Raw genomic sequence first — 24,537 nt, forward strand, 5'->3', positions numbered from 1 at the left:
TCCTTCGAGTTGTGTTGCCCGGACGTCAGTTGGCCGCGGGATCCGCGCGGCGGCTCATGCCGGCGACGATGAGGTCGGCGAGTGCGCGATAGGCCGCTGAGTCGTCGTACCCGGTAGCGGCCTCGATCTCACCGCGGTGGATGGCCTCCATGACCTGCGCAGCGACGGCGCCGATGAAGGTCGCTGTGCTCTTCGAGGTGCGGGGAGCTGCCTGCCGCACGAAGTCCTGCACCTTGCGTGCCGCTATCCGGGTGTTGTCGCGGTAGATCTCCTGCGTGGCGGGCATGCTGTCGAGGTCGGCGAAGAACGCCGGGGTGGCAGGAGCCAGCTCGCTCGAGATCGCCACGAGATATGCACGCAGGCGATCGAGCGGGTCGAGGCTCTCGTCGGCCGCTGCCGCCTCGACCCGCTCGGCAGAGCGCCGGAAGAACGCCCGCACGACGGCGACGATGATCTGCTCCTTGGAACCGGCGACGGTGTACAGCGTCGACTTCGAGCAGCGGAGGGCACGCGCGAGGTCTTCGATGCTCGTGTCGGCGAAGCCCTCGTCGAGGAAGACGTCGATGAGGCGTTCGACGAGATCCTCGCGGCGTTGCGTCGTCCTGGTCGGTGTGCGCCGTTCGCGCACCAGTCGTGGCATACTCAGAGAGTACCACAAACTGTAATTCAGTACCGAAAACGGTACTTGACCAGTACCCGGAAGACCGGATCCACATCAGGACGAGGAGACGCGATGATGACCGCGACGAGGATCCTGCCCACACAGGAGGCCGACGACCTCATCCAGCTCACGCGCGAGCTCTGTCAGAAAACCCTGGCCAAGCGGGTGAATCAGGACGAGCAGGACGGCAGGTTCCCTCGCGATGCCTTCGCCCGGCTCGGCGCCGCGGGCCTTCTGGGCCTGCCGTACCAGGTGGAGTACGGCGGGGGCGACCAGCCCGCCGAGACCTACCTTCAAGTCTTCGAGGAGATCGCCGGCACGTGGGCGAGCGTCGCCGTCGGCGTGAGCGTCCACGCCCTCGCGAGCATGCCGGTCGCGATGTTCGGGACCGACGAGCAGCGCGAGAGGCTCCTTCCTTGGACGCTCGGAGGAGAGACGCTGGGCGCGTACTGCCTCTCCGAGTCGCACGCGGGCTCCGACCCCGCAGCGATGCGGACCGCCGCCCGCAAGGTGGATGGCGGATACGTCATCTCGGGAGCCAAGGCGTGGACCACCCACGGCGGGCACGCCGACTTCTACATCGTCATGGCGCGGACATCCGAAGACCGCACCCACGGGATCTCCTGCTTCTTCGTCCCGGCTGACACGGCGGGCCTGACCGCGAGCGCGCCCGAGCGCAAGATGGGCCTCACCGCATCCCCGACCGCCACCATGCACTTCGACGACGTCTTCGTCCCGGACGAGAACCGCATCGGGGCGGAAGGGGAGGGACTCGCGATCGCGCTCTCGGCACTGGACTCCGGGCGTCTGGGGATCGCCGCGGTGGCGACCGGGCTCGCGCAGGCGGCGCTGGATGCCGCTGTCGCGTACGCGAAGGAGCGGGAGACGTTCGGCCGAGCCATCATCGACCATCAGGGCCTGGCCTTCGTCCTGGCCGACATGGCGGCTGCCGTCGAATCGTCACGAGCGACGTATCTGGCTGCTGCCCGCCTGCGCGACCGGGGCCTGCCGTACAGCCGAGCCGCGTCGATCGCGAAGCTGATCGCCACCGACAACGCGATGAAGGTGACGCTGGACGCCGTGCAGGTGTTCGGCGGGGCAGGATATACCAAGGACTTCCCCGTGGAGCGGTATCTGCGCGAGGCGAAGGTCATGCAGATCTTCGAAGGGACGAATCAGATCCAGCGACTGATCATCTCGCGCCACCTCGCCCACGGCGACCGTTCTCAGACCAGACCCGCGCGCGCACTGGCGAGCGCCCAGATCACTCCGAAAGCGATGTGAGAACCATGACCACCGCAGTCATCGTCGACGTCATCCGCACACCATCCGGCCGGGGCAAGCCAGGAGGCGCGCTGTCGTCGGTCCATCCGGTCGATCTCGCGGCCGGGGTGCTCACGGCCGTGCTCGAGCGCAACGGCCTGGAGTCGTCGCAGATCGACGATGTCCTCCTCGGATGCGTCAGTCAGGTCGGAGAGCAAGGTGTGAACATCGCCCGCAACGCCGTGCTCGCGGCCGGATTCGACGAACGCGTGCCGGCGACGACCATCGACCGGCAGTGCGGCAGCAGTCAGCAGGCCGCCCACTTCGCCGCCCAGGGCGTCATCGCGGGCGCCTACGACATCGTCATCGCCGGTGGTGTCGAGTCGATGAGCCGCGTGCCGCTGGGCACCTCGGCCGGCCCGGGCCAGACCGCGTCTCCTCGGATTCGCGAGCGGTACCCGGACGGGCTCGTGCACCAGGGCATCTCGGCCGAGCTCATCGCGGCGCGTTGGGGCCTCTCGCGCGAGGACCTCGACGAGTTCGCCGCCGAATCGCACAGGCGAGCCGCCGCGGCGCTCGACGCCGGCCTGTTCGACGGGCAGCTGCTGAAGGTCACGACGGATGCCGGCGAGGTGAGCCGCGACGAGACCGTGCGTGCGGGCACGACGCCCGAGCGCCTGGCCGAGCTGCCGGCCGTGTTCCGCACCCCCGATATGGAAAAGCGCTTCCCCGAGCTCGACTTCCGCGTCACCGCCGGCAACTCGTCGCCATTGACCGACGGCGCCTCCGCCGCGCTCATCATGAGCGAGGAGAAGGCCGATGAGCTCGGCCTGCGTCCGCGCGCGCGGTTCCACTCCTTCGCCGTCGTCGGCGACGACCCGCTCATGATGCTCACGGGGCCCATTCCGGCGACGCGTCGGGTGCTCGAGCGCGCCGGCCTCGGCGTGGACGACATCGACGCGTTCGAGGTCAACGAGGCGTTCGCGTCCGTCCCGCTGGCCTGGGCGCACGAGCTCGGAGCCGACTTGGCGAAGACGAACCCGTGGGGCGGCGCGATCGCGCTCGGCCACGCGCTCGGGTCGTCAGGCACTCGCCTGCTCGGCACGCTGGTGGCCTACCTCGAGAGCACCGGCGGGCGCTTCGGCGTCCAGACCATGTGCGAAGGCGGAGGGTTGGCCAACGCGACTGTGATCGAACGGCTGTGACCCGAGGTGGAAGGGACCGCGCAATGACCGAGTACGAGACGATCCTGGTGCGGCAAGAGGGCCGCGTCGGCTGGATCACGATCAACCGACCCGACGCGCTGAACGCGCTCAACACCCAGGTGATGTGGGACATCCTCTCCGCAGCCGAGGCGTTCGACGCCGACGAGGGCGTGGGCTGCATCGTCGTGACCGGATCCGAGCGCGCGTTCGCCGCGGGCGCCGACATCAAGGAGATGGAGGCGAAGTCCGGCCTCGAGATGCTCATGGGCGACCACTTCGGCGGCTGGCCGCGGTTCGCGGCCGTGCGCACGCCGGTCGTCGCGGCGGTCTCGGGCTATGCGCTCGGCGGCGGATGCGAGCTCGCCATGATGTGCGACATCATCCTCGCCGCCGACACGGCGAAGTTCGGCCAGCCCGAGATCAACCTCGGGGTCATGCCGGGGATGGGCGGCTCGCAGCGGCTCGTCCGCGCGATCGGGTACTACAAGGCGGCCGAGCTCATCCTGACCGGTCGCCTGATCGACGCGACCGAGGCGGAGCGCGCCGGGCTGGTCTCGCGCGTGGTCCCCGCCGATGAGCTCCTCGCCGAGGCCGGTCGAGTCGCCGAGACGATCGCGTCGAAGTCGCTGCCAGCGCTGTACGCGACGAAGGCGGCGCTCGACGCCGCGATGGAGACGCCCCTCGCCGAGGGCCTGCGGTTCGAGCGGCACGTGTTCGCGGCGCTGTTCGACACCGCCGACCAGACGGAGGGCATGGCCGCGTTCCGCGAGAAGCGGGAGCCGCGGTTCGAACACCGCTGACTCACCGGCACGGGCGATCGGATGCCGCTCCGCACGCGCCGGAATGTATGCACTAACCCAACCAATCGCCCACTCGCGACGGGAAAGCCTCGCCGATTGGGTACATAAAGCCGCCGTCGGTAGACTCGCCGGAGGCGTGAGGAGAGTCGATGAAGATCGTCGTGCTGGTGAAGGAGGTCCCCGACACGTACGGGGACCGCAAGCTGAACCTCGAGACCGGCCTGGCCGACCGCGCGGCGAGTGAGACCGTCCTCGACGAGATCGGCGAGCGGGCCCTCGAGGTCGCGCTCAGCCATGCCGACAAGAACGCGGGGACCGAGGTCGTGGTGCTGTCGATGACGCCCGAGTCGGCGGCCGCGACGGTGCGCAAGGGTCTGGCGATGGGTGCCGCGTCGGCGGTTCAGGTCGTCGATGAGGCGCTGCTGGGTGCCGACATGGGCTTGACGGCCGAGGTGCTCGCGGCGGCGCTCCAGAAGATCGGCTTCGATCTCGTGATCGCCGGCAACCAGTCGACCGACGGCTCGGGCGGCATGATGGCGTCGATGGTCGCCGAGCTGCTCGACGTGCCGGCCGCGACGGGCCTCAACTCGGTCGAGATCACGGATGCCGCGGTCTCCGGCGAGCGCGCGACCGACGGCGGCACGGCAGAGGCGACGGCGGCTCTTCCCGCGGTCATCTCGATCACGGAGCGCCTTCCCGACGCGCGCTTCCCGAACTTCAAGGGCATCATGGCGGCGAAGAAGAAGCCGTTCGAGACGCTGTCGCTCGCGGATCTCGCGATCGACCCGCACGACGCCGACGCCTCGCGCTCGATCGTGATCGGGATCAGTGAGAAGCCCCCGCGTGCAGCGGGAGTCAAGATCGTCGACGAGGGTGACGCGGGCGAGAAGCTCGCCGACTTCCTCATCGAGAACCGGCTGGTGTGAAGGGCGCATGGTGATGGCTGAGTACGCAGAAGACTCGATCCTCGTCCTCCTCGACACGACGCCCGACGGGCAGCTCGCGAAGTCGGCGGCGGGGCTGCTCGGCGCCGCATCCGGCATCGGCACGCCCGTCGCGCTCGTAGTCGCGCCGGCCGCGAGCCACGAGGCGCTCGCCGCCGCGGCCGCTGAGCTCGGCGCCCCGACGGTGCTGCTCGCCGAGCCCGCGGGCCTCGGCGAGCAGCTGACCGTTCCCGTCGTGGACGCGCTGGTGGCGGCATCCGATCTCGTCCGTCCCGACGCCGTGCTCGTCTCGCACTCGATCGAAGGACGCGACGTCGCCGGCCGCTTCGCGGCGCGCACGCGCTCCGGCCTCGGGGTCGACGCGGTCGGCGTCTCGCGCGATGCCGAGGGCGTGGTCGCGCAGCACTCCGTGTACGGCGGCGCCTACAGCGTCGACTCGGCCGTCACGTGGGGAGCGCCCGTCATCACGGTGCGGATCGGCGCCATCGACACGCGCGCCGAGGCGAAGCCCGTCGTGACCGAGACACTCACGGTGCAGGCATCCGGGCGTCGTGCCGCCTCGGTCGGCGAGGTGACGCAGGCCGAGGTGACCTCGTCCCGTCCGGAGCTGCGCGGAGCGGCGAAGGTCGTCTCGGGCGGCCGCGGCCTCGGTTCGGCTGAGAAGTTCGCGCTCGTCGAGGAGCTCGCCGACGCGCTCGGAGCGGCGATCGGCGCGTCGCGCGCCGCGGTCGATGCCGGCTACGTGCCGCAGTCATACCAGGTCGGCCAAACGGGTGTGTCGGTGGCTCCGCAGCTGTATGTCGCTCTCGGCATCTCGGGCGCGATCCAGCACAAGGCGGGCATGCAGACGGCGAAGACGATCGTCGCGATCAACAAGGACGCGGATGCCCCGATCTTCGAGATCGCGGACTTCGGGGTCGTCGGCGATCTGTTCCAGGTGGTGCCCCAGCTGATCGCGGCCCTCAAAGCGAAGAAGGCGTAACCGCATGGCAACGTACGGCCGCACGCTGCGTCGCGGGCTCCCGCGCGTGGCCGGCGGAGAGCCGTGGCCGCCGAACGGCGACGCGCCCGCCGGCGTGGTCGAGGTCGAATCCGCTCCGGCCGCTTCCGCTCCGGCCGTCGCTGAAGCCGAGGCGCCCTCCGCCCCGGCCGCCGAGCGAGCGCAGCGAGACGAAGCGCCCGCTGCCGTCGAGACGATGGTGGCGGATGCCGCCTCCCCGGTCGCCGCGACCGGCGTCGTGCGTCGCGTGCGGCGCGGACTGCCGCGGCTTCCCGGCGGTGAGCCGTGGCCGCCGGAGTCCGCGCTGCCGTCGACCCCGGTCGCGGTTCACGCTGAAGCGCCTTCCGCCCCGGTCGCTGCGCGAGCGCAGCGAGACGAAGCGCAAGCCCCCACCGCGGCAACCGCTCCCGCCGCAGCAGCCCCCGCCGCGGCCACGAGCACCCGACCGCTGCGCCGCGGACTCCCGCGCACGTCGGGCGGAGAGCCGTGGCCGCCGGCAGGGTTCGCCCCGGATCGCACGGCGGCTGCCGCTTCGTCTCGCTTCGCCCGCTCAGCGCCCGGGGAGGAATCCCCCGCTCTCGTAGCGTCCGAGGCGGCGGCCCCGGCAACGGAGGTCGCGCCCGCGCCGGTCGCTGCCGTGCCCGCCGCTCCCGCGCGCCCCGTCCGCACGGGCCTCCCACGCCCGGGCGCCGCGCCGGCCGCAGCACCGGCTGCTGCAGCCGCGCCGGTCGCAGCATCCGCCGCACCTCCCGCTCCTGCAGCGACCGCTCCCCGCCCGCCGCTGCCTTTCACCCCCACGGTGTGGCCGGGGGCCGCGGCATCCGTTCGCCCTGCCCCGCGACCCGAGCCCCAGCGCATCGGACCGTTCACAAAGGGTCAGTGGGCGGGCGCGGCGATCGTCGGCGGACTCGGGCTGCTGTTCGCCGCCGGCATGGTCGTCCTGTTCGTGCGGTGGCTGCTCAGCCTGGACTTCATGCAGGACTTCCTCGCGACGTATCCGGGCGAGTACCACCTGCCCGAGGGCGCTCCGGTCGGCCTGCCGCCGTGGCTCGGGTGGCAGCACTTCTTCAACGTGTTCCTGATCGTGCTGATCATCCGCTCCGGCCTGCGCGTGCGCACCGAGAAGCGGCCCACCGCGTTCTGGTCGCCGCGGTGGAACAGCAAGCGCAAGATCAGCCTCGCGCTGTGGTTCCACCAGTCGCTGGACATCCTGTGGTTCGTCAATGGCGTGGTCTTCGTCGTGCTGCTGTTCGTGACGGGGCAGTGGATGCGGATCGTGCCGACGAGCTGGGAGGTGTTCCCGAACGCGGTCTCGGCCGCGCTCCAGTACGTCTCGCTCGACTGGCCGACCGAGAACGGGTGGGTCAACTACAACTCGCTCCAGCAGCTCGCGTACTTCACGACGGTGTTCATCGCCGCCCCGCTGGCCGCGATCACCGGTGTGCGCATGAGCGGGGTGTGGCCGAAGGACGCGGCCGGGCTGAACAAGGCGTACCCGGTCGAGTGGGCGCGGGCGATCCACTTCCCCGTGATGATCTACTTCGTGCTGTTCATCTTCGTGCACGTGGTGCTCGTGTTCGCGACCGGCGCCCTGCGCAACCTGAACCACATGTACGCGTCGCAGGACGCCGTGAACTGGGTCGGCTTCTGGATCTTCGTCGCCTCGATGATCGTCATCGCCGCGGCATGGGTCGCGGCCCGGCCCCTCGTGCTCGCACCCATCGCGCGCCTGTTCGGCAAGGTCACCGCCCGGTGATCCGCCGGGCGCTCGCGGCCGAGCGGTGGACGCACCAGGTCACGCGTGTGCTCGCCCCGAACGCCGGGCCGATGACTCTGGACGGCACGAACTCATTCGTCATCCGCGCGCCGGGTCACCCGGCCGCGATCGTCGTGGACCCCGGTCCGGACGATGACGGGCACCTCGACCGCCTGCAGGCCGAGGGACCCGTCGAGCTGATCCTGCTCACGCACCACCACCGCGACCACGTCGAGGGCGCGCCGCGGCTCGCCGCCCGGACCGGAGCGCCGGTGCGCGCGTTCGACCCACGGCTGTGCCACGGCGGCGCGCCCCTCGCCGAAGGCGAGCGGATCGAGGCCGCCGGCGTGCGGCTCGACGTCATCGCGACCCCGGGCCACACCGCCGATTCGGTGAGCTTCCACCTTCCCGACGACACCGCCGTGGAGGACGGAGCGCCCGAGGCCCCGCCTCGCGACGCCGGCGGCACCGCGCGCGGGACGATGATCACGGGCGACACGATCCTCGGGCGTGGCTCCACGATCATCGCGCACCCCGGAGGATCGCTCGGCGCGTACCTGCGCAGCCTCGACCGCCTCGCGGAGTTCGGCGCGATCCCCGTGCTCCCCGCGCACGGACCGGGGCTGCCCGACCTCGCCGGCACGTGCGCGCGATACGCCACGCACCGCGCGTCGCGCCTCGACGAAGTGCGCGCGGCGCTCGAGGAGCTCGACCGCGAGCCGTCCGAAGATCCCGCGCTCGTGAGCAGCGTGGTCGACCTGGTGTACGCGCGCATCGACCCGGCCGTGCGCTTCGCCGCGGAGGCATCGACGCGCGCACAGCTCGAGTACCTCGCTCAGACGGACTGAGCGAGGCCGCGGCGCCCCAGACGATCCCGAGATTGCGCGAACTGCGGCCGGACGTGGCATCCGCCCGTCGTTCGCGCAATCTCGGCACCCGTGCGACCGGGGGTTAACCCGACGAAAGAACTCTGGATGCCTCAGGCGCGCGCCGCGACGCCCGCCCCTACCTTGGGGGTATGTCCTCCGAACGTCCTGACACCCTTCGCCGCGTCACGTCGCCCGCGCGTGTCGCCGGTGCGATCGCACAGCTCGCGGCCCTCGGCGTGATCGGCCCCGCGATCTTCGCGGTGCTCGCCACTCTGCTCGGGCTGAGCATCGGCCTTCTCCCGGTGCTCGGCATCGGGCTCATCGTCTTCCTCGGCCTCGTGTACGCGCTGTTCGCAGTGGGGTGGCTCGAGACCGCCCGCGTCGACGGCCTGTACGGCTTCGGGCTGCCGGTCGGCCGGCCGCGCACGAGCGGCCGTCCCGGGTTCGCGGGCTTCATGCGCACGATCGGGCTGCAGATCATCGACCCGACGACGTGGCGCGCGATCGCGAACTTCGCGATCTCGACCATCCTCGGCTGGATCGTGCTGTTCCTCGTCGCCGTGTTCGCGTCGGGCGTCGTGCTCGCGTTCTCGCCGCTGTTCGCCGACGCGAGCGCTGTGCGCCTCGCCCGCACCGCGATCGATGTGCCGATGGCGTGGGCCGTTCCGATCGGCATCCTCTCCGCGATCGTCGCGCTCGCCGCGATCGTCGGCCTCGCCCTCCTGCACGGCGTGATCGCCCGCGCGATCGTCGTCCCCTCGCGTGAGGCGCAGCTCGCCGAGGCCGCCCGCACGTCGAGCGTCCAGCACGCCGGCGCCGTCCGCGCCGCCGACGTCGAGCGCACGCGCATCGAGCGCGACCTGCACGACGGCGTCCAGCCGCGGCTCGTCTCCGTCGGCATGACGCTGGGGCTCGCGCAGCAGAAGATCGACACAGACCCGGATGCCGCGAAGGACCTCATCTCCGAGGCGCACACCTCGACCAAGGCCGCGATCACCGAGCTCCGTCAGCTCGCGCGCGGCATCCACACGGCCGTGCTCGACGACCGCGGCCTGGACGCGGCGCTGTCCGCCCTCGCGGCGCGGTCCGTCATCCCGGTGCACCTCGATGTCCGCCTCGACGGGCGCTGCAGCCGCGACGCGGAGGCCGCCGCCTACTTCGCGATCGCCGAGGCGCTCACGAACGCGACGAAGCACTCGCGCGGCACCGAGGTGCGCGTGGTTGCGCGACTGCGTGAGGGGGCCACCCCCGAGGCAGGCCGCACGCTGTGGGCCCGCGTCGAGGACAACGGCGTGGGTGGCGCCCGCGTCGTGCCGGGCGGTGGCCTCGACGGGATCGTCAACCGCGTGGTCGCCGCCGGCGGTCAGGCGCGCCTCGACAGCCCGGTCGGCGGCCCGACGAGCGTGGAGGTGAGCATCCCGTGCGCATCCTGATCTGCGAGGACTCCGCACTCCTGCGCGAGGGTCTCGTGCGCGTGCTCGAAGACGCCGGACACGTCGTGGTCGCGCCCCTGGCGGACGCGGGCCACCTCGACCAGACCGTCGACGAGACCGCACCCGACCTCACGATCATCGACGTGCGGCTCCCCCCGACCTGGACGGATGAGGGTGTGCGGGCGGCGATCTCCCTGCGCGCACGGCTTCCGCGACTCGCGGTGCTGGTGTTGTCGCAGTACGTCGAGGAGCGCTACGCGTCCGACCTCATCGCGTCGAGCGACGGCGCGCTGGGGTATCTCCTCAAGGACCGCGTCGCGGACGTCTCCGACTTCCTCGAGGCGATCGACCGCATCGCGAGCGGCGCGACGGTGCTCGACCCAGAGGTGGTCGCGCAGCTGCTCAGCAGGCGCAGGAAGGACGAGCGGATGCAGCGCCTCACCGACCGCGAGGCATCCGTTCTCGCCCTCATCGCCGAAGGTCGCTCGAACCAGGCCATCGCCAAGACGCTGCACGTCACCGAGGGCAGCGTGGAGAAGCACATCACGGCCGTCTTCCAGAAGCTCGACCTCGAGCCGGACGAATCCGGCAACCGGCGGGTGCTCGCAGCGCTCGCCCACCTCGAACACGGCGGGTCCCGGCCCGCGACGCCAGGCGGCACGACGCCGCAGATGGGAACGAACCGATGAGCACGACTCTGAACCCGCCCCCGCCCGCCACTCCCTCCGGCCCGCCGCCTGTGCCCGGCGGCCCCACCCCGCCGGGAGGCTCGCCGCAGCGGCCGCCGTCGAGCGCGGCCCGCGTCGTCGCGATCCTCGCGATCGTGTTCGGCAGCCTCGTCATCGTCGGCGCGATCGTCTCGGCGATCGTGGGAACGATCGTTTCGGCATCCGTGCACACCACCAGCCGCACTGTCGACGTCGCCGGCGTCGAGCGCCTCGACATCGACGCATCGGCGGGATCGCTGCGCGTCGAGTTCGGCTCGGTGCGCGAGGCCGAACTCGAGGTCACGAGCTCGTGGGGCGCCGACCGCTGGGTGCTCGACCGCGAAGGCGGCGACCTCGTCGTGAGCTCGCCGCGCATGTGGGGCCCGTGGTGGGTCTTCGGCGGTTGGTTCGGCGGCCCGGGCGACGCCGTGCTGCGTCTGCCCCAGTCCCTCGAGGGCGTCGACGCCGAGATCGCGTTCTCGGCGGGAACGCTCGACGTGGACGGCGAGTTCGCCGACCTCGACCTCACGATGAACGCCGGTCGCGCCGACATCGCGGGCTCCGCCGAGTCGCTCACTGCGGACATGAACGCCGGCCGCGCCGACCTCGAGCTCGCGGATGTCGCGACCGCGGAGCTCACGGTCAACGCGGGATCTCTCGACGCGGGCCTCACGGGGTCGCAGCCCGACGAGATCACCGTCGACCTGAGCGCCGGATCGCTGAACCTGTCGGTGCCGGACGGCGACTACGTCGTGACGTCGGACGTGTCAGCGGGCGGCTTCGACAATCGCATCGGATCGGACCCGAGCGCGTCGAGCACCATCCACGTGGAGGTGTCGGCGGGTCAGGTCACGCTGCGCTCGCGCTGAGCGGACGACGAGGGGTTCGCGGCCGCACCGCCGGCCGCGAACCCTTCCGCGTACGCCTCGTCGGTGCCGAGACGGAACATGTCGCGGTCGAGCGACCGCACGATCGACCGGGCTCCGGGCAGGTCGAGGTCGCCCACGAGGTCGGCGCGTCCGCGCACGACCGCGACCGGCAGCCGCGAGGCCTTGCCCTTCACGAGGTCGGCCGCGGCCGCGAGCTCGTCGGCCACGCACGGCATCGTGACGATGAGGGGGCGGCCCTCGGCATCCGTTCCGCCGCGCAGATCCTCGAACACGTGGACGCCGGCCGCGCCGATCGCGTGGTCGATCTGGCCGTCGCGCCACGCGCGGCCGAGCGTGTCCGACACGATGACTCCGACGCGCACACCGAGGCGCGCTCGGAGGCCGGCCGCGAGGGCGCGGGCCGAGGCATCCGGATCCTCGGGAAGCAGAAGGACGGTGCCCTCGGGCGTGTTCGACGCATCGACGCCCGCGGCGGCCGACACGATGCCGAGGCGGTTCTGCACGATGCGGGTGACGTGGCCGGTCTCGGACGTGCGCGTCGCGACGACGCGGACGGTCTCGGCCGTGATCGCGTCGTCCCGGTCGTCGGCCCGCACGATGCGGCCTTCGGCCTTGGACACGATCTTCGACGTCACCACGACGATGTCGCCGTCTTCCAGCGTGTCGGCCGCGGCATCCGCGATCATCTCGACGAGGTCGGCGCCGGGCGTCACCTCGGGGATGCCCGACAGGGCCCGCACCTGCAGCACGTCAGGCGCTCAGCGGACGAACCGCACCTCGGTCAGCGTCTCGCCGAGGAAGGGCTCGGTGTGCGAGGCGCCGTCGAGGGTGAACCCGTTGCGGGTGTAGAAGCGATGGGCACGCGGGTTGTCGTCGGCGACCCACAGGTAGAGCGGCTCGCCCTCGCGCACGACGGAGTCGAACAGCCTCTGGCCGATCCCGGTGCCGTGCCACGCGTCGAGCAGGTAGATGAAGTACAGCTCGCGGTTGCGCGGCGCGTCCTTGTCGCGGGCGGGGCCCGAGCCGGCGAAGCCGACGATCTCGCCGTCGACGAGGGCGGCGCACATCGTGAACTCGGGACCCTGGACGGCCCAGTGGGTCCACAGCTCGGCGAGGCGCTTCGGCGAGATGCGCTCGAGCGCGGCCTTGCTGATGAGGTGGTCGTAGGTCTCGTGCCAGCAGGTGGCGTGCACGCGGCCGAGGGCCTCGGCGTCGACGTCTCGCACAGGACGGACGACGATGTCAGTCTGCAGTTCGGCGTTCATGGCCAGACTCTACGCGCGGGCTCGCGAGGAGTGAAATCGGCGGTACCCGACGGTGCCCGAGCACAGTGAAGCGGGGCTTTTCTGTCGAAGAGCGACAACCGAATCGCCCGACGACTCGTCGATCACTACGATCGCTCCCCGTGAATGTGATCTGGCGGACTCTGCTCACGATCTGGCAAGCGCGGCGGATGCTGCGCCGGAACGGCCCCATCGCCCCGGACTCCGTGGGGCGCGTGCGCCTGCACACGATGCCGACCGACCTCGACCTGCTCGGGCACATGAACAACGGCCGCTACGCGTCGCTGTTCGATCTGGGGCGCTTCGACCTCATGGTCCGCACCGGCCTGTGGGACCTCCTCAGGGAGAAGCGCTGGTACGCGGTGGTCGCGAGCGAGACGATCACGTTCCGCAAGTCGCTCGAGCTGTGGCAGGCGTTCACCGTCGAGTCTCGCCTCATCGGGCACGACGACAAGGCGACGTACATGATGCACCGCGCCGTCGTCGACGGCGAGGTGTACGCCCAGATGGTCGTGCGCGCGCGCTTCCTGCGCCGCGGGGGAGGAGTCATCCCGCTCGAGGAGCTCTTCGAGGCGCTGCATCGCCCCGACAACCTCCCCGAGCTCGAGTCCTGGGTGGGCGAATGGGCCGCCGCGTCGTCACTTCCATCGACGAAGGCGCCCGCGCCGAGCCTCTGGGCGTGACACGCGGCTAGCGGACTGCCGCCCTCGGCGCAAGGGCGTTGTCGCCTGCGGCGCACTCCGGTTCCGTTGAGTCCGGAGCGCCGGCTACCCGCGGCGCGAACGGAAGGAGTGAGCCGTGGACACGACCACCCTCATCTGGATCATCGTCGCGATCGTCGTCGTCATCATCGTGGTCGCGGTCGTCCTCGTGGTCACCGCACGCGGACGCCGTGAGGCCCGCGAGCGGGCGCAGCACGAGAAGGCCGAGAAGCTGCGGGCCGAGGCGCGCGAGAAGGAGCTCGCCGCGCGCGAGCGCGAAGCGGAAGTGGTCCGCACGCGGGCGGACGCGGCGGCAGCCGCCGCGGCGGCTCAGCAGGCGCAGGCGCGGGCGGCCGAGGCATCCGTCGACGCCGAACGGCGCATGGAGTCGATCGACGACCTGCAGGCGGATGCCGCGAGGGCCCGCGCCGAGCACGAGGAGACGCTGCGCAAGGCCGACGACGTCGACCCCTACGCGGGCGGCGACGGCCGCCGGAACGCCGACGACGGGGGTGCGCGAGCCGACGCGGCCGACACCCGTCGAGCGGACGACGCCGACACGATGCGCCGGACCGGCGGTGCCGACGCGGGCGCGGTCCCTGCGGGCGGAGCGTATGCGGCGCCTGCCGCGCACACGACCCCCGCGGCCTCCCCGGGCGAGACGTATCCCGGCGAGACCTACTCCGGTGAGACCTCCGCTGCCGAGCGGCGCGTCGACGTGGACAGCGACCGGACCCGTACGACGGATGCGGACGCGACCGGGACGACGGACGAAGACCTCCGTCGCTCGCGCACCGATCGCACGTGAAGCCGTCGGGCCCCCTCGCGCACTCGGGGGCCGCACCGGCGACGCCCACCGGCGGGATTCGTCCCCCGGTGGGCGTCGTAGGCTTGACGCATGGTGACCAACCCCATCCAGGGGGACACCGACCTCGCGGCCCCGGGCGACGATCTCGCCTCGCGGGCCGTGGGACTGGCGCAGCGGTGGATCGCCGAAAGCGCCCAGGTCGACGTGGACCCCTCAGCCGAGCGACTCGCCGGCGTACTCAAAGACCCCAACGGACTGCCCTTCACGATCGGCTTCGTCGACGGCGTGATGCGGCCCGAGAGCCTCACGGCGGCGGCGACGAATCTGCAGCGCGTCGCGCCGCTCGCGCCCGGCTTCCTGCCGTGGTCCTTGAGAGGAGCGGTTCGCGCCGGCGGAGCCGTGGCTCCCGTGCTGCCGTGGCCGACGGTGCCGATCGCCCGCCGCGTGCTGCGCAGGATGGTCGGGCACCTCGTGGTCGACGCACGGCCCGAGAAGCTCGGCCCCGCGATCGCGAAGATCCGCGAGTCGGGCGCGAAGCTCAACCTGAACCTCCTCGGCGAGGCGGTGCTCGGCGAGCAGGAGGCGCTGCGACGGCTCGACGGGATCCACGAGCTCATCCGCCGCCCCGACGTGGACTACGTGTCGGTGAAGGTCTCGGCGATCGCGAGCCACATCTCGATGTGGGCATTCGACGAGGTGGTCGACAAGGTCGTCGAGCGCCTCATGCCGCTGTACCTCACCGCGGCGACCGACGGCACCTTCATCAACCTCGACATGGAGGAGTACCGCGACCTCGACCTCACGATCGCGGTGTTCACGCGGATCCTCGAAGACCCGCGGCTGCGCCGCCTCGAGGGCGGCATCGTGCTGCAGGCGTACCTTCCCGACGCGCTCCCTGCCCTCAAAGAGCTCACCGCGTGGGCGCAGCAGCGCGTCGCGAACGGCGGCTCGCGCATCAAGATCCGGCTCGTCAAGGGCGCCAACCTCGCGATGGAGCGGGTGGACGCGATCATGCACGGATGGTCGCTCGCGACCTACGGCAGCAAGCTCGACTCCGACGCGAGCTACATCCGGTGCCTCGACTTCGCGCTGCGCGCCGAGAACACGGCGGCGGTGCGCATCGGCGTCGCGGGCCACAACCTCTTCGACATCGCGTACGCGTGGCTGCTTGCCGGGCAGCGCGGAGTGCGCGCGCACATCGAGTTCGAGATGCTCCTCGGCATGGCGCAGGGCCAGGTGGCCGCCGTCTCGCGCGAGGTCGGCCACGTGCTGCTCTACGTGCCCGTCGTGCGTCCTGACGAGTTCGACGTCGCGATCAGCTACCTCGTGCGCCGCCTCGAGGAGAACGCGTCGAGCGAGAACTTCCTGTCGGCCGCGTTCGACCTCGCCGACGACCCGTCGATGTTCGCGCGCGAGCGCGATCGTTTCCTCGCGTCGATCCGGCGCGCGGCGGATTCCACGCTGCCGACCGGCCCGAACCGCACGCAGGACCGCACCGCCGTCGCCGAGGCGGCGCCCGCGACCCCGGGCCTTCGCTCGCGCGCGCGCCGGGCCGCCGAGGCGGGCCTCACGAAGGCGGTGCTCGGCATCGCACGCGCGGGCGAGCCGGCCGACACCGCGCCCGTCGAGCCCGACCGAGGGCCGATGCTCTTCGGCGGAGAGTCGTTCGTCGAGACGGCGGTCTACTCCCCGCGCGAGAGCGAGGTGCCGGCATCCGGCGCCCCCGGCTTCGAGAACGCGGCCGACACCGACCCGGCGCTCGCGGCGAACCGCGCCTGGGGGCGCGAGATCCTGGGCCGCGTCGACTTCTCGACCGCGGGCGACGCGACGATCCACGCCGCGCGCATCGACGACGCCGCCGCGCTCGAAGGCGTCGTCGCCCGCGTGCGCGAGGCGGCCGGTGCGTGGGGCGCGCTGCCCGCCGCCGAGCGCTCGGCCGTGCTGCAGGCCGCGGGTCGCGCGCTCGAGGCGCGCCGTGCGGAGCTCATCGAGGTCGCCGCATCCGAGACGGGCAAGGTGCTCGCCGAGGCCGACGTCGAGGTGAGCGAGGCCGTCGACTTCGCGAACTACTACGCCGCGACGGCGCGCGAGCTCGACCGCGTGAGCGGCGCCGTGTTCGTGCCGTCGCGCCTCACGGTGGTGACGCCCCCGTGGAACTTCCCGGTCGCGATCCCGGCCGGCGGAGTGCTCGCCGCGCTCGCCGCGGGATCGGGCGTCGTGTTCAAGCCCGCGCCGCAGGCGCGTCGCTGCGCGGCGGTCGTGGCCGAGGCGCTGTGGGAGGCCGGTGTCCCGCGTGATGTGCTCGCGCTGGTGGACATCGACGAAGGATCGCTCGGGCAGCGGCTCGTGTCGCACCCGGACGTCGACCGCGTCATCCTCACGGGCTCGTGGGAGACCGCGGCCCTCTTCCGCTCGTGGCGTCCCGAGCTGCCGCTGCTCGCCGAGACGAGCGGCAAGAACGCGATGATCATCACCCCGTCGGCCGACCTCGATCTCGCGGCAGGAGACCTCGTCAAGAGCGCGTTCGGCCACGCCGGCCAGAAGTGCTCGGCCGCGTCGCTCGCGATCCTCGTCGGACCCGTGGGGCACTCGCGCCGCTTCGCGCGTCAGCTCTTCGACGCCGCGACGTCGCTGCGCGTCGGGCCGCCGACCGACCCGCTGTCGGAGGTCGGCCCTGTCATCGAGCAGCCGCACGGCAAGCTCGAGTGGGCTCTCACGACCCTCGCCGAGGGCGAGAAGTGGCTCATCGAGCCGACGCTCGTCGACGCAGGACCCGAGTACACCGGGCGCATGTGGACCCCGGGCATCCGCACCGGAGTGCAGCCCGGATCGCGGTTCCACCGGGAGGAGTTCTTCGGGCCGGTGCTCGGCGTCATGCACGCGCAGTCGCTGTCGCACGCGATCCAGCTGCAGAACGCGGTGTCGTACGGCCTCACGGCGGGCCTCTACACGCAGGACCCGCACGAGCTCGCGCTGTGGCTCGAGCGCGTCGAGGCGGGCAACCTCTACGTCAACCGCGGCATCACGGGCGCGATCGTGCAGCGCCAGCCGTTCGGCGGGTGGAAGCGCTCGTCCGTCGGCGCGGGCGCGAAGGCCGGCGGCCCGAACTACCTCATCGGGCTCGGGAAATGGCGCGCGTCGGCGGGTGCGACGGTATCGAAGACGCTCCACCTGCGTGGGCTCGACACCCGCATCGCCGAGGTGATCGAGGCGGCGCAGCCCTCGCTCGGGTTCGAGGAGTTCGAGTGGGTGCGCCGTGCGGCGCTGTCGGACGCCCTCGCGTGGGACCGCGAGTTCGGCCAGGTCAAGGACGTGTCGCGTCTCGGCGTCGAGCGGAACCTGTTCCGGTACCGTCCGGTTCCGGGGTTCGCGGTGAGGGCGACGGCGGATGCCCCGTGGCACCACACCCTCCGCGTCGCCCTCGCGGGCGTCCGCGCCGGCACTCCGCTCACTGTGAGCGCTCCGGCGGGCTTCCCGCCGGCGGTGCGCCGGGCGCTGAGCGAGCAGGGCGTGGCCGTGTACGTCGAGACGGACGAGCAGTGGATCGAGCGGGTCGGCGGGGTCGCGAGAGCGGCCGAGGGCGACGGCGCGGATGCGGTGGACCTGGAACCCCGCCCCCAGCGGCCTCCGCGCGTGCGGCTCGTGGGCTCCGCGGCATCCGTCTCGGCCCTTCATCGCGCGCTCGCGGAGGTGACCGGCGGCGACCCCGACATGGCGGTCTACGACAACGAGGTGACGACGGCGGGACGGATCGAGCTGCTGCCGTTCCTGCGCGAGCAGTCGATCACGATCACAGCACATCGCTTCGGAAACCCCGACTCCTGGTCGGAGGCCGTGATCTAGAACAGGTCGATGCACCGAGAGCAGGACGATCCGCGCTGGACCGTCCTGTTCTCGGTGCAGAAGCCTGATCGCGACGCAGCGGCCCCACGCGCGCCGTGAGCCCGCGCGTGCGGCAGGATGACCCTGTGCACACGGCGCGCCCCGAGACCTTCATCAGCGTCGACGTCGAGACGGCCGGCCCGAACCCCGCGGAGTACTCACTGCTGTCGATCGGCGCGTGCGTCGTCGACGACCCCGACACGGGGTTCTCCGTCGAGCTGAAGCCGCTGTCGGAACAGGTGGTCGATGAGGCGCTCGCGGTGAGCGGCCTGTCGATCGAGCGGCTCCTCGTCGAGGGCGTCGAGCCGGCGGAGGCGATGCGCCGGTTCGACGAGTGGATCCGTCTCGCGACGCCCGAAGGCCACACGCCGGTGTTCACCGCCTTCAACGCGCCGTTCGACTGGATGTTCGTCGACACGTACTTCCGCCGGTTCCTCGGGCGCAACCCGTTCGGGCACGCGGCGCTCGACATCAAGGCGTACTACATGGGCCTGGCGGGCAGCTCGTGGGCCGACACGAGCATGCGTGTGCTGTCGCCGCTCTATCTCGGGGGGCGTCATCTGTCGCACAATGCCCTTGGGGACGCGCGCGATCAAGCCGAGCTGTTTCGCCGGATGCGGGAGACCGCGCACCGCGGATCCGATTGACGCCGCCGTCAGAGGAGCACGCAATGGACGTGGACCACACCGCCGAGCTGCAGAAGATCATGGAGTCGGCGGGGCGCCTCGGCGTCGAGATGGACGAGGCCGAGAGCATCCGATGGCTCGCCGCGATCGCCGCGGAGGCGGGCGAGGACGCGCTCGAAGTCGACCTCGAAAGCGGCACGTACGGCTACCGGCCGACGATGCTCGATTTCAGCCCGAAGGACGTCGTGCGCTTCCGGCGCATCGGCGAGATCGTGGAGGTGAAGGGCGACGGGGCGGAGAGCGCGCTCGCCCTGTCGGGCTCGGCGGCGCAGTCGAAGATCCAGACCTACCCGGGCGATGCCGACTACTTCCAGCGACTCAACATCAAGGCGGACACGCGCGAGAAGGCGTGCGCGATCATGGCGCACCTGATGCGCGAGCACGTGCGCTCGCACCGACAGGGGCCGACTTTTCAGTTCCTCGAGGCGAAGTTCGGCACGCACCAGGTCGACGGGACGGTCCGGGGTGCGGCCGTGCGCAAGGGGAGCCCCGTGAGCTGGACGCTCGCGGACGTCGAGGCCGGCGTGCAGGTCGTCGAGCGCGCGGATGCCGAGCCCATCGAGCTGAAGTGGGAGGAGGTCGCCCTCGACCCCGGGTGGTGCAAGCTCGACTGGGTCGTGACCGACCCCGAGCGCGGAGGGCTCTCGAACGCGAGCAACGTGATCGACGTCACGTGGGAGGCGCCCGACGGCGACATCGTCCCTCTCGACGGCTACCTGGACGCCTACTTCCAGGAGATCTACCTCGAGGCGGCATCCGTTCCCACCTTCGCGAAAGTGGCGCAGTTCGTCAGCGAGGACGCGCTCGACGAGTACGTCACGGCGCTCGAGGGCGAGGTGCGCAAGTACCTCACGTACGACCTGAACTACGGCAAGGCCGCGAAGCGGATGTACAACGTGTTCCGCCTGTCGGGCCGGCACATGGACGCGGCGTTCGTGCGCGAGCTGTTCGACGAGCCGGCGACGACGCTGTACCAGGTGTGGTCGCTCATCCGGACTCTCGACAACGCGACGCAGGGGGGCTCGTCGATCCCGATCGAGCAGGTGCAGGACCAAGCCGACGCCCTGGTGATGCAGATCGTGCAGACGCTCGAGGGCGAGGCGGAGTCCGAGCTCGTCGCGGCGATGCTCCGCCTGCGCCGGACCCTCGAAGGCCAGCAGAGCGGCGAGGCGCGGTCGGCCGAGGTCGCCGCCGCACAGGCGCTCGTCGTGAACCTCGTGAACACGTTCTATCGCGAGCGCCTCATGCTCATGCCCACGATCGCGGAGTACATCGAGCGCATCCAAGCGGATGCCGCGTCGGGCGACGCCCACTGAGGCCGCTGGAGTCGCGCTGTGGATGATCTGGCCAGCGTGACCTCGATGGTGTCGGCCCTCTGGACGAGCGTGGCGCTCCTCGGCGCCGGGTACGCGCGCACCCGCAATCGTTCAGCGCTCGCGTGGTTCTTCCTGCTGGTGTTCTTCGGGCCGGTCGCGGCGTTCTTCCTCGTGGTGCTTCCCGCCGTCGAGCCGGTTCCCGAGGTGGTCGACGCGTCCTCGCGGAACTGAGGTGCGCGGAGTTCGCGCCTCGTTCCCGGCGTAGGCGATGGTGCGGGTGTAGGACCGAGACCCGGGCTTCGCTCCTGCCCCGGCGTCATCTCCTACGCCGAGACCGGTTCGCCGGGTGAACCTTTCACGGGAAAGGACCGCCGCTCGCGCCGCTGCGGAGGCGGCATCCGAGAGGTGGCCGTGTCAGTCGCTACTCGGTGCTGACGAACCCCGTGGACTCGCGGCGCACGATGCGGAAGTCGGGCTTGAACGTCTCGGGCGGCCGGCGCTCGCCCTTCTCGTTGATGCGATCGATGAGCCGGTCGACGGCGATGCGAGCGATCTCGTCCCGACCCGTGTCGACTGTCGACATCGAGGGAATCGAGTACTTGCTCTCGTCGATGTTGTCGAACCCGATCACCGCGACGTCGTCGGGCACGCGCACCTTCTCTTCGACGAGGGCGCGCAGCACGCCGAGGCCGAGCGTGTCGTTGAGCGCGAACACCGCGTCGAAGTCGACTCCCTCGTCGACGAGGCGATGCACCGCGGCGGCGCCGCCCGCGCGGTTCCACTGCGACATCGCCGTCTGCCGCACGAGGGTCGGGTCGAGCGCGATGCCCGCCTGCTCGAGCGCGCGCCGGTAGCCCCTCAGGCGCAGGCTCGCAGAGCTCGCCTCGTCGTCGCCGTCGAGCTCCGCGCCGATCACGGCGATGCGGCGGCGGCCGATCTCGATGAGATGGTCGACGGCGGCCTGCGCCGACGACATGTTGTGCATCGTGACGTGGTCGGTCGGACCGTCGAAGATGCGCTCGCCGAGGAGGACGAGCGGCGCATCCGTGACCAGTGCCTCGGCATCATCCTGGCCGAGGCTCACGGGGCTGAAGAGCAGCCCGTCGAGGAAGCGCGGGCGGCTGGACGACACGGCGAGCAGCTCGGCGTCGCGGCTGCCGCTGGTCTGCTCGACCATGACGCCGAGGCCCCGCTTCTCGGCGGCCCGGATCACTGCATCCGCGAGCTCGGCGAAGTAGTTCTCGCGAAGCGAGGGGACGGCGAGTCCGATCACCCCGGTGCGGCCGGAGCGGAGCCCGCGCGCGGACAGGTTCGGTCGATAGTCGAGCTTCTCGATCGCCGCGTTCACGCGGTCGCGAGTGCCCGGGCGCACGTGCGGGTAGTGGTTGATGACGTTCGACACCGTCTTGATAGAGACGCCGGCCACCCGTGCGACGTCGTGCATCGTCGGTCCCATCGATGCTCCCCCGTCCAACTTCCGAATCAATCTACTGCGATCGAGGCCTCCTCGCGGACGCCTGGACCCCGGTGCCTCCCAAGAAATGCATCGTGAGAAATGCAACGTTGTAAAGTAGTGTATCCCGCGGCAGAGAACGTCAGAGAGGACGGACCATGCTGAGCGCGACAGACTGGCCGATCGCCGCCGCGATGCTGTCTCTGGGCGATGCCCACCCGAACGCGGCGGGCGCGTCCGAATCGTCGGTCGCGCGATGGCTCGCGGATCTGAACGAAGTGGGTGACGCGGGCTTCACCGACGTCGACCTCACCGACTCGTGGGTCCGCTACGGCGACCTCGGCCGCGAAGGCGTCGCTGCCCTTCGGCAGTGCCTCGGTTCAGCGGGCCTGCGCGCCGTCTCCCTCTCCGCGATCCGCCGCAGCGTGATCGATGAGGAGCACGGCGACGAGTACCTCGCGTACGCGCACCGCACGATCGAGGTTGCGGCGGAGCTCGGCGTCTCGGTGGTGTCGTTCGGGCTGCACCGTGCGCTGACGCCGGCCCAACGCGAAGCGCTCTGGTTCTGGACGGTCGAGGGCCATCGGGATCCGCTCCTCGACGAGGATGCGTGGCGGCTCGCCGTGACCAGATTCCGCGAGCTCGGACGCCACGCCGGCGAGGTCGGTCTCCTCCTGTCGCTCGAGCTGTACGAGCACACGTTCCTCGGCACCGCGGGGTCGGCCCTGAGCCTCGTCGAGGATATCGGACTCGACGTCGTCGGCCTCAACCCCGACATCGGGAACCTCATCCGCCTGCACGAGCCGGTCGAGGACTGGCGCGCGATCGCCGAGGCGACAATGCCGTACGCGAACTTCTGGCACGTGAAGAACTACACGCGCGACGAGGACACCGCGGCGGGCCTGTACTCGACCGTGCCGACCTCGCTCGAGCTCGGCCTCATCGACTACCGCTCGGCGGTGAAGATCGCGCTCCGCAGCGGGTTTCAGGGTGTCATCTGCGTCGAGCACTACGGCGGCGACGGCCTCTCAGTGAGCGCGACGAACCGCGACTACCTGCGCGAGCGGGTGCTTCCGCGGCGCGAGTACGCCCTCGGTCGAAGCCGAGTGCGTCAGTCGCACGGAGCGGAGGTCCGTTCATGACCCGAATCTTCGCCGACCCGGATGCCTTCGTCTCCGACGCGCTTCGCGGGTTCGCGCGGGCACATCGCGACGAGATCGCCCTCGTCGACGGAGGAGTCGTGCGAGCCGATCCGCTCGATCGCGGCAAGGTCGCCGTCATCATCGGCGGCGGCTCCGGGCACTATCCCGCGTTCGCCGGATACGTGGGTCCGGGCCTCGCGGCGGGAGCGGTGTGCGGCAACATCTTCACGTCCCCGTCGACCGCCCAGGCGATGCGCGTCGCACACGCGGCCGACGCGGGCGGGGGCATCCTCTTCACGTACGGCCGCTACGCGGGCGACATCCTCCACCTCGGGGAGGCCGAGCGCCGGCTGCGCGCCGAGGGGGTCGATGCGCGGACGGTGCTCATCACGGACGACGTCGCGAGCGCACCGCCCGAAGGACGCGACGAGCGACGCGGCATCGCGGGCATCGTGTGCGTATTCCACGTCGCGGGCGCGGCCGCCGAGCGAGGCGACTCGATCGACGAGGTGGAGCGGCTCGCCGCCCTCGCGAACAGCCGCACACGCAGCCACGGCGTGGCGTTCGCGGGCTGCACGCTGCCCGGCGCCGACCATCCGCTGTTCGAGGTTCCGGAAGGGCAGATGTCGATCGGCCTGGGCATCCACGGCGAACCCGGCGTGCGCGACGTTCGCCTCCAGCCGGCCCCCGAGCTCGCGGTGACGCTCGCCGCGCCGCTCCTCGCCGAGCGGCCGGCCGACTCCCGGCGTGCGGCGGTGATCCTGAACGGATTGGGCTCGGTCAAGTACGAGGAGCTGTATGTGCTGTTCGGCTACGTCGTCGACCACCTCGAGGCGCAGGGCATCGAAGTGGTCGACCCGGAGTGCGGCGAATTCGTCACGAGCCTCGACATGGCCGGCGTCTCGCTCACGGTGATGTGGCTCGACGACGAGCTGGAGGAGCTGTGGACGGCGCCCGCGTCGTCACCCGCCTTCCGCAAGGGTCATGTCGCGACACGCTCGTCGGGCACGCGCCGCCTGGCCGAAGAGGCCCCAGTCGACGCAGCGGAACCGGGCACCGTGGTCGAGGCGACGCCCGCCTCGCGGGCCGCGGCGCGAATCGCGCGACGCCTCCTCCGTGCGGCACGAGACACCGTGGTGGCCCATGTCGACGAGCTCGGTGAGCTCGACGCGGTCGCGGGCGACGGGGACCACGGCATCGGGATGCTGCGCGGCCTCACGGCGGCGGTCGAGGCATCCGGCAAGGCCCAGGAGGCGACCGGCGTGCGCGAGCTGCTCCAGGCGGCCGGCGACGCGTGGTCGGAGGTCGCCGGAGGCACGTCCGGTGCGCTGTGGGGCGCCGCGCTCGCACAGCTCGGCGCGTCGCTCGGCTCTCCCGAGGAGCTCACGGCGAGCGATGTCGCGGATGCCGTCACCGACGCGTGCACGAGAGTCGTCGAGCTCGGCGGCGCGAGTCCCGGCGACAAGACGATGCTCGACGCGCTCTCGCCCTACGCCGAGACCCTGACGGAGCGCGTGCGGGCGGGCGCGGACCTGCGGTCGGCATCGACGGATGCCGCAGCCGCCGCCCGTGCGGGCGCGGACGCGACCGCGCCGATGACGCCCCGTCGAGGCCGCGCGAGGCCGCTCGCCGAGCGGAGCATCGGTCACCCCGATCCCGGGGCGACGTCGTTCGCGCTCATCGTCGACGCGGTGGCCGCGGTCGCGGCATCCGACGAGCCCGAAGAAGCGGAGTGACG

At 71.3% G+C, this 24,537-nt stretch carries 22 protein-coding genes; 18 read left to right on the forward strand and 4 right to left on the reverse strand.

Annotated elements, in window-relative coordinates; genetic code table 11:
- Positions 1–25: 25 nt before the first annotated feature.
- Positions 26–640: a TetR/AcrR family transcriptional regulator gene (locus BJ991_RS04210; protein ID WP_179487754.1), complete on the reverse strand. Its 615-nt coding sequence runs from the start codon at positions 638–640 to the stop codon at positions 26–28.
- 96 nt (positions 641–736) lie between these two features.
- Here BJ991_RS04210 and BJ991_RS04215 point away from each other — a divergent pair, with 96 nt between their 5' ends.
- The 10 genes from BJ991_RS04215 (at position 737) to BJ991_RS04260 (ending at position 11,507) form a co-directional block, all read left to right on the forward strand.
- The gene (locus tag BJ991_RS04215) at positions 737–1,945 is read left to right on the forward strand and encodes an acyl-CoA dehydrogenase family protein (RefSeq protein ID WP_179487756.1); all 1,209 of its coding nucleotides are present in this window, start codon (positions 737–739) and stop codon (positions 1,943–1,945) included.
- A 5-nt stretch (positions 1,946–1,950) separates the two neighbouring features.
- On the forward strand, positions 1,951–3,129 hold the full coding sequence (locus BJ991_RS04220; RefSeq protein ID WP_179487758.1) for a thiolase family protein: 1,179 nt from the start codon (positions 1,951–1,953) through the stop codon (positions 3,127–3,129).
- 23 nt (positions 3,130–3,152) lie between these two features.
- Complete coding sequence (locus BJ991_RS04225; RefSeq protein WP_179487760.1) at positions 3,153–3,929, forward strand: enoyl-CoA hydratase-related protein; 777 nt, start codon at positions 3,153–3,155, stop codon at positions 3,927–3,929.
- A 149-nt stretch (positions 3,930–4,078) separates the two neighbouring features.
- Positions 4,079–4,855 (forward strand): electron transfer flavoprotein subunit beta/FixA family protein, encoded by a 777-nt coding sequence (locus tag BJ991_RS04230; RefSeq protein WP_179487762.1) that lies wholly within the window; start codon positions 4,079–4,081, stop codon positions 4,853–4,855.
- Between the two features lie 13 nt (positions 4,856–4,868).
- On the forward strand, positions 4,869–5,855 hold the full coding sequence (locus tag BJ991_RS04235; RefSeq protein WP_179487764.1) for an electron transfer flavoprotein subunit alpha/FixB family protein: 987 nt from the start codon (positions 4,869–4,871) through the stop codon (positions 5,853–5,855).
- Positions 5,856–5,859: 4 nt separating this feature from the next.
- Positions 5,860–7,629, forward strand: a complete 1,770-nt coding sequence (locus BJ991_RS04240; protein WP_179487766.1) for a cytochrome b/b6 domain-containing protein — start codon at positions 5,860–5,862, stop codon at positions 7,627–7,629.
- Positions 7,626–8,477, forward strand: a complete 852-nt coding sequence (locus tag BJ991_RS04245) for an MBL fold metallo-hydrolase (RefSeq protein WP_343048646.1) — start codon at positions 7,626–7,628, stop codon at positions 8,475–8,477. Before BJ991_RS04240 ends, BJ991_RS04245 begins: the two co-directional genes overlap by 4 nt.
- Positions 8,478–8,647: 170 nt before the next feature.
- Positions 8,648–9,931, forward strand: a complete 1,284-nt coding sequence (locus tag BJ991_RS04250) for a sensor histidine kinase (protein WP_179487770.1) — start codon at positions 8,648–8,650, stop codon at positions 9,929–9,931.
- Positions 9,919–10,620, forward strand: coding sequence for a response regulator (locus BJ991_RS04255; protein ID WP_179487772.1), 702 nt, complete (start codon positions 9,919–9,921; stop codon positions 10,618–10,620). Before BJ991_RS04250 ends, BJ991_RS04255 begins: the two co-directional genes overlap by 13 nt.
- Positions 10,617–11,507 carry a DUF4097 family beta strand repeat-containing protein gene (locus tag BJ991_RS04260; RefSeq protein WP_179487774.1) on the forward strand — a complete coding sequence of 297 codons (891 nt, stop codon included), beginning with the start codon at positions 10,617–10,619 and terminating at the stop codon, positions 11,505–11,507. Before BJ991_RS04255 ends, BJ991_RS04260 begins: the two co-directional genes overlap by 4 nt.
- Here BJ991_RS04260 and cofE read toward each other — a convergent pair.
- On the reverse strand, positions 11,483–12,277 hold the full coding sequence (cofE, locus tag BJ991_RS04265; protein WP_179487776.1) for a coenzyme F420-0:L-glutamate ligase: 795 nt from the start codon (positions 12,275–12,277) through the stop codon (positions 11,483–11,485). The genes BJ991_RS04260 and cofE overlap by 25 nt on opposite strands.
- Positions 12,278–12,286: 9 nt before the next feature.
- The gene (locus BJ991_RS04270) at positions 12,287–12,793 is read right to left on the reverse strand and encodes a GNAT family N-acetyltransferase (RefSeq protein WP_179487778.1); all 507 of its coding nucleotides are present in this window, start codon (positions 12,791–12,793) and stop codon (positions 12,287–12,289) included.
- 140 nt (positions 12,794–12,933) lie between these two features.
- Between BJ991_RS04270 and BJ991_RS04275 the strand changes: the two genes are divergently transcribed.
- The 6 genes from BJ991_RS04275 (at position 12,934) to BJ991_RS04300 (ending at position 20,435) form a co-directional block, all read left to right on the forward strand.
- Positions 12,934–13,494, forward strand: coding sequence for a thioesterase family protein (locus BJ991_RS04275; protein WP_179487780.1), 561 nt, complete (start codon positions 12,934–12,936; stop codon positions 13,492–13,494).
- A 115-nt stretch (positions 13,495–13,609) separates the two neighbouring features.
- On the forward strand, positions 13,610–14,320 hold the full coding sequence (locus BJ991_RS04280) for a hypothetical protein (RefSeq protein WP_179487782.1): 711 nt from the start codon (positions 13,610–13,612) through the stop codon (positions 14,318–14,320).
- 90 nt (positions 14,321–14,410) lie between these two features.
- Entirely contained in the window at positions 14,411–18,163 is a 3,753-nt protein-coding gene (locus tag BJ991_RS04285) for a bifunctional proline dehydrogenase/L-glutamate gamma-semialdehyde dehydrogenase (RefSeq protein WP_179487783.1), read from the forward strand.
- Positions 18,164–18,288: 125 nt separating this feature from the next.
- Positions 18,289–18,849: an exonuclease domain-containing protein gene (locus tag BJ991_RS04290; protein ID WP_179487784.1), complete on the forward strand. Its 561-nt coding sequence runs from the start codon at positions 18,289–18,291 to the stop codon at positions 18,847–18,849.
- Between the two features lie 23 nt (positions 18,850–18,872).
- Positions 18,873–20,204, forward strand: a complete 1,332-nt coding sequence (locus BJ991_RS04295) for a hypothetical protein (RefSeq protein ID WP_179487785.1) — start codon at positions 18,873–18,875, stop codon at positions 20,202–20,204.
- Positions 20,205–20,222: 18 nt separating this feature from the next.
- Positions 20,223–20,435, forward strand: coding sequence for a hypothetical protein (locus tag BJ991_RS04300; protein ID WP_343048647.1), 213 nt, complete (start codon positions 20,223–20,225; stop codon positions 20,433–20,435).
- 190 nt (positions 20,436–20,625) lie between these two features.
- On the opposite strand, the gene BJ991_RS04305 is transcribed toward BJ991_RS04300, so the two are convergent.
- Positions 20,626–21,660 (reverse strand): LacI family DNA-binding transcriptional regulator, encoded by a 1,035-nt coding sequence (locus BJ991_RS04305; protein WP_179487786.1) that lies wholly within the window; start codon positions 21,658–21,660, stop codon positions 20,626–20,628.
- 155 nt (positions 21,661–21,815) lie between these two features.
- On the opposite strand from BJ991_RS04305, the gene BJ991_RS04310 reads away from it, so the two are divergent.
- On the forward strand, positions 21,816–22,799 hold the full coding sequence (locus BJ991_RS04310) for a sugar phosphate isomerase/epimerase family protein (RefSeq protein WP_179487787.1): 984 nt from the start codon (positions 21,816–21,818) through the stop codon (positions 22,797–22,799).
- Positions 22,796–24,535, forward strand: coding sequence for a dihydroxyacetone kinase subunit DhaL (gene dhaL, locus BJ991_RS04315; RefSeq protein ID WP_179487788.1), 1,740 nt, complete (start codon positions 22,796–22,798; stop codon positions 24,533–24,535). Before BJ991_RS04310 ends, dhaL begins: the two co-directional genes overlap by 4 nt.
- Positions 24,536–24,537 lie beyond the last annotated feature (2 nt).

The organism is Microbacterium immunditiarum (assembly GCF_013409785.1).
GTDB classification, from domain to species: Bacteria; Actinomycetota; Actinomycetes; order Actinomycetales; family Microbacteriaceae; genus Microbacterium; species Microbacterium immunditiarum.